Below are 9086 nucleotides of genomic sequence, written 5' to 3' on the forward strand. Positions count from 1 at the left end.
CACCGAAAATGCCTACCCAACAACACCATTCAGCGCCAGAACGGCTCAATCATCAATTCGATGCAAAATCGAGGCTAACGTTCGGGCCGTGGCCAATGCCGCCGACGCCGGGTCGTCGGAGCGCAGCGGGGCCCCGAAGACGGCCAGCGCCGCATCGCCTTGGAATTTGTTGATCAGACCCTGGTGTTCGTCGACGGCGCCGACAACTATCCGGAAGAAGTCGTTGAGCACCTGGGCCACCTCTTGTGGCGCCAGGCTTTCCGTCAGCCTGGTCGAGTTCAACATGTCGATGAACAGGACCGCGGCCTCGACCACTTCCCCGGACATCGAGACGCCCTCTTCGATGGCGCGTTGCGCCACGTCGGCCCCGACGTGCCGACCGAACAGGTCACGCAACCGCTCGCGTTCGGCGAGGCCGGCCACCATTTTGTTAAATCCTGTTTGGAGACGGCCGATTTGGGATCGCTCGTACACCCCGACGATCGTGTCGATGTGGCCGTGTTCGACTTCGGCCATCGCGTCGACGACTTCGCTGATCGGGTCCGCTATGGACCGCGAGGTCAGGATCATCGTCGGCAAACCCAGCACCAGGGCCGCCAGCGACACGACCAGCACGGGCGTGTCCAACGACGCGTTTTTCTCGATGAACCAACCGTAGGAACGCAATACGACGAAACCCGCGATGACCCCGATCGGAAACGCGCTGCAGAGGAACCACAGGAGCACCAGCCGGGAAAACACGCCCGGCACGGTCAGTCGCGGCTCGGCACCGCGGGTGGCGGCGACCATGATGGGCCGCAGCGTGTGCTGTGCGAGCAACAGACCGGTGCCGGCCGCCGCGGCACCGCCCAGCACCACCCCCAGCACGATGGGTACCAGCAAGCCCGCACCACCGCTGAGATTGATGAGCACGAGGATCACACCGCTGGCCGCCCAGGCCCCCGCCAGGATGGCCGACTGGCGGCCGGCGAGTTTCGTTGCGACATCGCGTTGCTTCGCGGTCGGTTCGGCGCCAACGGCAAACCAGCGCACGGTGGGCGCCAGGCTCATCGCACCGGCCACCGCGACGAAGCAGACGCCCAGTACCATCAGCACGAGCACCACGGCCATGTTCATTTCGGCAAAGTCGGCGTTTGTGTGGCCGCGCAGCGGGACCAGGATGGCAACGGCGTCGATGGCGGCGAAGATGTAGGCCAACGCAAGGTCGGAACCGTATTGGATCAGCAACCTGCGGCCACTCTTTGGACCCGCTTTCTCGGCTGCCGATGGCGTGGTCACGCAAAACAACCTAACGCTTACGGCGAGATTGCCGTGACGGCTGTGCTCCCAGCGCCGACCGCGACCATGGCGGCAATCTCGGCGGTCAGCTAGCGGGCCCGCCCGGGTTTTGGTTCGGCAGGTCGGTGATCGGAAAGTTCGGCATTGGCTTGGGCGACGGGGTGTTGGGCAGACCCGGAATCTGGTTGGCCGGGATGTCGCGCAGATCATTGGCGGGCGGCCCGTTCTCGCGGCTGCCGTAGCTGCTCCCCGGCGCCCTCGAACCGAGCAGTTCGCTGACGGTCACCAAGCGGTAGCCGTTGGCCCTGAGCACGGGGATGAACTGATACACCAGGTCGACGGTGCTCGAGTAGGTATCGTGCAGCAGAACCACCGAATTCGGCCTGATCTGGGTCATCAGGATCTGCCGGGTCGCCGCGATGTTGGAGTCGTTCTCCCAGTCGAAGGGAATGACATCCCACAGGATTTCGGCCATTCCCAGCTTCCCGGCGGTCGCGCGCACGGTCTCGTTGGACAGTCCACCGGCGGGGCGGTACAGCGTGGGCGCCCGGCCCGTCGCCGCGGCGATCGCCTCGTTGGCCTTGGTGAACTGAGCGGGAAGGTCGGCGACGGGAACGGTCTGCAGGTTGGGGTGCTCCCAGGTGTGGCTGCCGATCTCCATCCCGGCCTCGGCGATGCGCCTGGCGCCGCCCGGGTTGGCGGCCACTTTGTTGCCGATCAAGAAGAACGTGGCCCTGGCGTCGTTGTCCCGGAGGATTTTCAGTAGCCGGTCGGTGTAGGGCGTCGGACCGTCATCGAAGGTGAACGCGACACACTTCACCACCGAACAGTTGAGATTGTCGGCTCGGGTGACATGGCCGGTGAGGCCACCGATCACCAGGACGGCGCCGGCGGCCAGCGCACCGAAAACCGTGCGCCAGTAGCGCCAAACTTGGTTGTCGGGTCGTTTCGGCACCACGAAAGTTTACCCGCGGGCCGGACGGGCTCAGTGCGGCCCGGTGATCTCTTCCAACATCTCCGTGACCAGCGCCGCAATCGGTGACCGCTCACTGCGCAGCAGTGTGATGTGCGCAAACAGCGGATGACCTTTGAGTTTTTCGATTACCGCGGCCACGCCGTCGTGGCGGCCGACTCGCAGGTTGTCGCGCTGCGCGATGTCGTGGGTCAGCACCACCCGGGATCCGGTACCCAACCGGGACAACACCGTGAGCAGCACGTTGCGTTCCAGCGACTGCGCTTCGTCGACGATGACGAACGAGTCGTGCAACGACCGGCCGCGAATGTGCGTCAGCGGCAACACCTCGAGCATGCCTCGGGACAGGACCTCGTCCAGCACGGCCGGGCTGGCCAGGCCCTCGAGCGTGTCGAACACGGCCTGCGCCCACGGGCCCATCTTGTCGCTCTCGCTGCCGGGCAGGTAGCCGAGTTCCTGGCCTCCGACGGCGTACAGCGGGCGGAATACCACGACCTTGCGGTGCGTCCGACGCTCCAGCACCGCCTCGAGGCCCGCGCACAACGCCAGCGCCGATTTTCCGGTGCCGGCCTTGCCGCCCAGCGACACGATGCCAACGGATTCGTCGAGCAACAGGTCGAGCGCCACCCGCTGTTCGGCGGAGCGCCCGCGCAGCCCGAACACTTCGCGGTCGCCGCGAACCAGCTGGATGCGCTTGCCGGCGGTGACCCGGCCCAGTGCGTGCGAACTGCCGCCCAGCAGTCGAATGCCGGTGTGGCAGGGCAGGTCCCGCGCTTCGGCCAGATCAATCTCACCCTCGGCGAACAGGGTGGCGATGTCTTCGGCGGAGGTTTCGATCTCCCGCATGCCCGACCAGCCCGACGCGACCACGTCTTGGGCGTGGTACTCGTCGGCCGCCAGACCCACCGCAGCCGCCTTGACCCGCAGCGGGATGTCCTTGCTGACCAGCGTGACTCGTCTGCCTTCGGCGGCCAGGTTGGCGGCGCAACTCAAGATCCGGGAGTCGTTGCTGTCGGTACGGAAGCCCGCGGGCAGCACCGCGGGGTCGGTGTGGTTGAGCTCGACGTGCAATGAACCACCCTGCGTGCCAACCGGAATGGGCTGATCCAGCCGTCCGTGCTCGAGTCGGAGGTCGTCGAACAACCGCAGCGCCTGGCGGGCGAACCAGCCCAGCTCGTGGTGGTGGCGTTTGGCCTCCAGCTCGCTGATCACCACGAGTGGAACCACGACTTCGTGCTCGGCGAACCGACTGCACGCCCATGGGTCGGACAGCAGCACAGAGGTGTCGAGCACGTACGTCCGGATTTCGGTCACAGAGCGCTCCTCGAGCGACGGACGCTCGCGCGGACCCGCACGAGCGAATCGGCGGGGGCCGCGGCACCAGGACCGGGGCCGGCCCTGCCTGTGTCATGCCCCTGCCAAGACAGGGAGTCGTGACGGTAGGTGCCGCCCTGGCAGCAGAGTGTTGCGCTGGCCATCGAGTGCGACGCTACTCCGGTGGTCACACCCGCGCAGCGCAGGCGCGCCGCTGAGGAAAACTCAAGTTAACTTGCGACGTATTGCTGCAATGCGGGCTCGTCGGCCAAGCCCCACGCGGTGATGCATTCGGAGACGACCTGCTGCAGTTGCCGGCGGTCGAAGATGCCCGCGTCGGCGATGTTCTGCACCTTGTCCTGGTATTCCAGAATGTCGGCGCCGAGTACCTCGATGTCGGCCGCCCGGGTGGCAATCGCCGCGATGGTCTCCTCGCGGACGTAGCCGAGGAGGTGCTGGACAAGGTTGGAGAAAAACTCTTCATGACGCGCTTCGTCCCGGGCGATCCGGTCCACCAGCCCGGCCAGGAGCGGTTCCTCGATCTGTGCGGCGAGGTTTCGGCAGAACGTGGCGTGCGAGCGCTCGGAGAAGGTCATGTAGACCAGGGTTTCGGCCTGGGTGTACCAGTCGGCGCGGTAGCCCCGTATCACGTGCTTGACCCGCACCTCTTCGTTGGCGGCGGGGTCGATTTCGCGGGTCACCACCAGATAGTCACGCAGCGCGAGGGCGTGCAGGTGCTCCTCGGCGGTCCAGCGGCCCAGCCAGCGTCCCCAGTAGTCCTCGAGAATGAAGTGCTCGACGAGTTCGCGGTGATGACCGGCCAGGTTGTCCTTGAGGATCAGCAAGACCTCGCACGCGTCGGTGATGTGCCGGGGCAGCGTGGCCTGGGAGGGATCCCAGTCACGCCCACCGAGAAAGGCGAAGTTCTCGCCCTGGTCGTACGGCACGTAATCGTGCGCGAACCAAAGGTTCTCGGTGGCAAGGTGCCGAGTCCAGTTTTCCTCGACAACCGGTTCGAGTTCGAGGGTCAGCGCATTAGCGACAGGTTTCTGTGCCATGCGGTTACTGTAACCCGCGTACACAGATGTTTTCAAATTCTTGCGGCGGGCGAGTCGCCTCAGCGGCCGAGCAGACTCCAGTCCTCCAGGCCCTCGTACAGGGGGAAATCCCTGGCCAGACGTGTCACCCGGGCGCGCAGGCCGGCCACGTCTGCGGAAGTGCCCGCCACTAGGGCGCTGGCGATGATGTCGGCGACCTCGGTGAACTCGGTGTCCCCGAATCCTCGGGTGGCCAACGCGGGTGTCCCGATCCGCAGCCCGGAGGTCACCATGGGTGGCCGGGGGTCGTTCGGGACGGCGTTGCGGTTGACCGTGATGCCCACCTCATGCAGCAGGTCTTCGGCCGCCTGTCCGTCCAGTGGCGAGTTGCGCAGGTCGACCAGGACCAGGTGGACGTCGGTGCCGCCGCTGACCACGGAGACGCCGGCCTTGGCGACGTCAGGGGCCAACAGCCGCTCGGCAATGATCCGCGCACCGCTCAGCGTGCGCCGTTGGCGTTCGGCGAACTCCGGGGTTCCGGCAATCTTCAGCGCGACGGCCTTGCCGGCGATGATGTGCATGAGCGGGCCGCCCTGCTGACCCGGAAACACCGCGGAGTTAATGGCTTTGGCGTATTCCTGCTTGCCCACGATCATCCCGGAGCGGCCCCCGCCAAGCGTCTTGTGGATGGTCGTCGACACCACATCCGAATGGGGCACGGGCGACGGGTGCAGGCCGGCGGCGACCAGTCCTGCGAAGTGCGCCATGTCCGTCCACAACTTGGCGCCCACCTCGTCCGCAATGGACCGGAACGCCGCGAAGTCCAGGACCCGGGGGTAGGCGGACCAGCCGGCGATGATCACCTTCGGGCGGAATTCCAGCGCCTGCGCCCGCACCACGTCCATGTCCACCAGGTGCGTGGTGGGGTCGACACCGTAGAAGGCGTTTTCGTAGAGCTTGCCGGAGAAGTTCAGCCGCATACCGTGCGTGAGGTGCCCACCGTTGGCCAGGTCCAATCCCAGCAGCCGTTCTCCCGGCGACATCAGCGCGTGCAGCACCGCGGCGTTGGCCTGCGCGCCCGAATGCGGCTGCACGTTGGCGAAGTCGGCACCGAACAACGCCTTGGCGCGATCTCTGGCTATGTTTTCCACCACATCGACGTGTTCACAACCGCCGTAATAGCGCCTGCCCGGCAGTCCCTCGGCGTATTTGTTGGTCAGCACGGAGCCCTGGGCTTGCAGCACCGAGCGCGGCACGAAGTTCTCCGACGCGATCATCTCGAGGGTGTCGCGTTGCCGTCCGAGTTCCTTGGCCAGCAGCTCGGCGATGTCGGGGTCGACGTCGGCGAGCGGGGCCGACATCACAGAGGCTTCGCCGGAAACGGCAGTGCGGGCGTCAGGTGCAGCAGTCACGGGGGTCAGTCTATCGAGACTGCTCTTAGGCAGCTGTAGGTCGGCTTTTGCCAGCCCAGCGGTAAGGCTCGGTTCCGTTCCTGCAAGACTGGAAATATGCCCCGGCTGAGCGAGCCGAGCCCCTACGTGGAGTTCGACCGGAAGCAATGGCGCGCGCTTCGTGAGTCGACGCCCCTGGCCCTGACCGAAGAGGAACTGATCGGTTTGCGGGGCCTGGGCGAGCAGATTGATCTGCTCGAGGTCGAGGAGGTCTACCTCCCGCTCGCCCGACTGATTCACCTACAGGTGGCCGCACGCCAGCGGCTGTTCGCCGCGACCGCCGAGTTCCTTGGCGAACCCCAGCAGCACCCGGACCGGTTGGTGCCGTTCGTCATCGGGGTGGCGGGCAGCGTCGCGGTCGGCAAATCGACCACCGCTCGTGTGCTGCAGGCACTGCTGGCCCGGTGGGATCACCATCCACGGGTCGACCTGGTGACCACCGACGGTTTCCTGTATCCCAACGCGGAGCTGGAACGGCGGAACCTGATGCACCGCAAGGGCTTCCCGGAGAGCTACAACCGGCGAGCGCTGATGCGTTTCGTGACGTCGGTGAAGTCCGGTTCGGAATATGCCTGCGCGCCGGTGTACTCGCACCTCAAGTACGACATCATTCCGGGCGCCAAGCACGTGGTCCGGCACCCCGACATCTTGATCTTGGAGGGGCTCAACGTATTGCAGACGGGCCCGACGCTGATGGTGTCGGACCTGTTCGACTTCTCGCTGTATGTGGATGCGCGGATCGAGGACATCGAGCAGTGGTACATCTCGCGATTCTTGGCGATGCGCAGCACCGCGTTCGCCGACCCGGAATCTCACTTCCACCACTACTCGGCGTTGTCCGACGCGAAAGCCGTTGCCGCCGCGAAGGAAATCTGGCGGTCGATCAACCGGCCCAACCTGGTGGAGAACATCCTGCCGACCCGACCGCGGGCGACGCTGGTGCTGCGCAAGGACGCCGATCACTCCATCAACCGGTTGCGGCTGCGCAAGCTCTAGCCCGGCTGCCCCTGCGGCCCCTGGCGCGGCGGATATTGACCCGCGCGACAGTGCCGGGAGGATCGCCGACTACCCGGGTGCCCCCGGCTGCCCGAACACCGACCCGCCCTTGCCGCCGGGCCCGCCGCTGCCAGCGGTCCCAGCGTCTTGGCCCTCGCCAGGACCCCCAGCGGCGCCCCCGTTGCCGCCGTTGCCGATGAGCTGCGAACTTCCGCCGACACCGCCGTTGCCTCCGTCCCCGGCGGCACCGCCAATGAAGAACCCGGGGACGGTGAAACCGGCGTTCCCGCCGCGCCCGCCAACGCCACCGGCCCCGCCGTCCCCGAACACCGACCCGCCGGAACCGCCGTGGCCGGCGTCACCGCCGCGGCCGCCCGAACCGCCCTTACCGGTGCTGTTGCCGACGATGGAGGACCCGCCGGCGCCGCCGTTCCCGCCGGTCCCGCCGTTCCCCCACATCCCCGCGGAGCCACCGCTGCCACCATTGCCGGCGTCGCCGCCCGCGCCGCTGTTCCGGTCGCCGCTGCCGAATTGCCAGGAGCCGCCCTGGCCTCCGTTGCCACCGGTCCCGCCGGAGCCGCCGTTGCCGTAGAGCATCCCGCCGGCGCCGCCGTTGCCGGCGTCGCCACCATGCCCGCCGGCCCCGCCGCTGGATGGGGCGAACGGGTCTGACCCGTTGGTAAGGCCGGCGCCGCCGGAACCGCCCGCACCACCGTTCCCGGCTGCGCCGCCATTACCGATGAGCCCTGCCGCGCCCCCGTTGCCGCCCCGGCCGCCATCTCCTCCATCCGGAGCTTGATTGATGTTGTCGAACGCGTTGGCGCCGCCACCGCCGTTGCCACCGGCCCCGCCGTCGCCCTTCAGCCAGCCGCCGTGCCCGCCGTTTCCGCCAGCGCCGCCGGCAGTGGTGAGGGTTCCGGTGCCGCCCTGGCCGCCGGCACCGCCGGCGCCCCACAGGAAGACGTTGCCGCCATGGCCTCCGGCGCCGCCCTCGCTCCCGCCAGCACCACCAGTTCCGCCGAGGCCGATGATGGCGTTACCACCGTTTCCGCCGCCAGCGCCGGGACCGCCGGTGCCCCCGGCGCCGCCATTGCCGAACAACCCGCCGTCGCCACCATTACCGCCGGCCACTCCGGCGGTCGTGCTGTTGAAGCCGTTGCCGCCGTTGCCCCATAGCAATCCACCGGCCTGGCCGTTGGGATTCGCGGCGGTGCCGTTGACGCCGTCCCCGATCAGCGGGCGTCCCAGCAGCGCGTTGGTGGGCGCGTTGACGATGTTCAGAGGGTCGAATGGTGGCGGGGTGAACAACTTGCCGCCGGTGCCGACAACGCCCGCGACGCCGTCCGGCAAGGTGCCGAAGCTGCCGTGAAGGGAGCCCGTGCCAGCAGCGCCACCAGCCCCGATGAGGCCAGCGTTGCCGCCGTTACCGCCGTTACCGCCCGCGGATGCCGAGTTGCCAGACGAGTCGAATGCGCCCGTGACGCCGTTGCCACCAGCGCCGCCATTACCGAAGATGAACCCGCCAACCCCGCCGTTACCGGCATGGCCCGGTGCATCTGCGGGGATGTCGCCGACACCGCCATAACCAGCACCACCAGCACCGCCATTCCCGAACAGCCGGGCATTGCCGCCGTTGCCGCCGCGGGCACCCGAGGCGAAGTTAACTACCGAGCTACCAGCGGGTATGCCGCTGCGACCGCCGTCACCGCCGTTACCCCCGAAGAGACCACCGGTTCCGCCGTCACCGCCGTTCCCGGTGGTCCCGGAGAGTGCGCTAGACCCACCACCGGCGCCGCCGGTCCCACCATTTCCCAACAGCAGAGCCGGACCGCCGAGACCGCCTTGCCCGCCGACACCGCCGAACGCCTGGCCGCCGGCCCCGCCGGCCCCGGCGTCGCCGAACAGGCCGGCAGCCCCTCCGTTGCCGCCCGCACCGCCGCTGCTGAAGCCGGGTTGGCCGCCGAAGTGCCGCAGCGTTCCCTGCACAACTGGCAAAACGCCGCAGCCCGGCTCATTGCGGCCGATCTGCGTGGTCGG

At 67.6% G+C, this 9086-nt stretch carries 6 protein-coding genes and 1 pseudogene; 1 reads left to right on the plus strand and 6 read right to left on the minus strand.

The genetic code is table 11. The annotated features are described in order from the left end of the window. Positions 1 to 54: 54 nt before the first annotated feature. From BST27_RS28940 to glyA, 5 genes and pseudogenes are all read right to left on the minus strand, one after another. Positions 55 to 1224, minus strand: a pseudogene (locus BST27_RS28940) (adenylate/guanylate cyclase domain-containing protein); the annotation flags it as partial. A 139-nt stretch (positions 1225 to 1363) separates the two neighbouring features. Continuing rightward, positions 1364 to 2233, minus strand: a complete 870-nt coding sequence (locus BST27_RS28945; RefSeq protein ID WP_069422457.1) for a polysaccharide deacetylase family protein — start codon at positions 2231 to 2233, stop codon at positions 1364 to 1366. A gap of 30 nt (positions 2234 to 2263) precedes the next feature. Continuing rightward, positions 2264 to 3565, minus strand: coding sequence for an RNA 5'-3' helicase PhoH2 (gene phoH2 / locus BST27_RS28950; protein ID WP_069422456.1), 1302 nt, complete (start codon positions 3563 to 3565; stop codon positions 2264 to 2266). Between the two features lie 230 nt (positions 3566 to 3795). Then, positions 3796 to 4623 carry an acyl-ACP desaturase gene (locus tag BST27_RS28955; protein ID WP_069422455.1) on the minus strand — a complete coding sequence of 276 codons (828 nt, stop codon included), beginning with the start codon at positions 4621 to 4623 and terminating at the stop codon, positions 3796 to 3798. Between the two features lie 59 nt (positions 4624 to 4682). Continuing rightward, complete coding sequence (glyA, locus tag BST27_RS28960) at positions 4683 to 5963, minus strand: serine hydroxymethyltransferase (protein WP_069422454.1); 1281 nt, start codon at positions 5961 to 5963, stop codon at positions 4683 to 4685. A gap of 147 nt (positions 5964 to 6110) precedes the next feature. Between glyA and coaA the strand changes: the two genes are divergently transcribed. Then, positions 6111 to 7049, plus strand: coding sequence for a type I pantothenate kinase (coaA, locus tag BST27_RS28965; RefSeq protein WP_069422453.1), 939 nt, complete (start codon positions 6111 to 6113; stop codon positions 7047 to 7049). A 69-nt stretch (positions 7050 to 7118) separates the two neighbouring features. Here coaA and BST27_RS32750 read toward each other — a convergent pair. Continuing rightward, the coding region (locus tag BST27_RS32750; RefSeq protein WP_211285327.1) for a PGRS repeat-containing protein at positions 7119 to 9086 on the minus strand (1968 nt) is incomplete at its 5' end.

The sequence above is a fragment of the Mycobacterium intermedium genome, from assembly GCF_002086275.1.
Taxonomy (GTDB): domain Bacteria; phylum Actinomycetota; class Actinomycetes; order Mycobacteriales; family Mycobacteriaceae; genus Mycobacterium; species Mycobacterium intermedium.

What these genes read in the sequence shown, in the direction of transcription:
- BST27_RS28955 (WP_069422455.1), bottom strand. Translation starts at nt 4,623, where the DNA reads ATGGCACAGAAACCTGTCGCTAATGCGCTGACCCTCGAACTCGAACCG.
- glyA (WP_069422454.1), bottom strand. Translation starts at nt 5,963, where the DNA reads ATGTCGGCCCCGCTCGCCGACGTCGACCCCGACATCGCCGAGCTGCTG.
- coaA (WP_069422453.1), top strand. Translation starts at nt 6,111, where the DNA reads ATGCCCCGGCTGAGCGAGCCGAGCCCCTACGTGGAGTTCGACCGGAAG.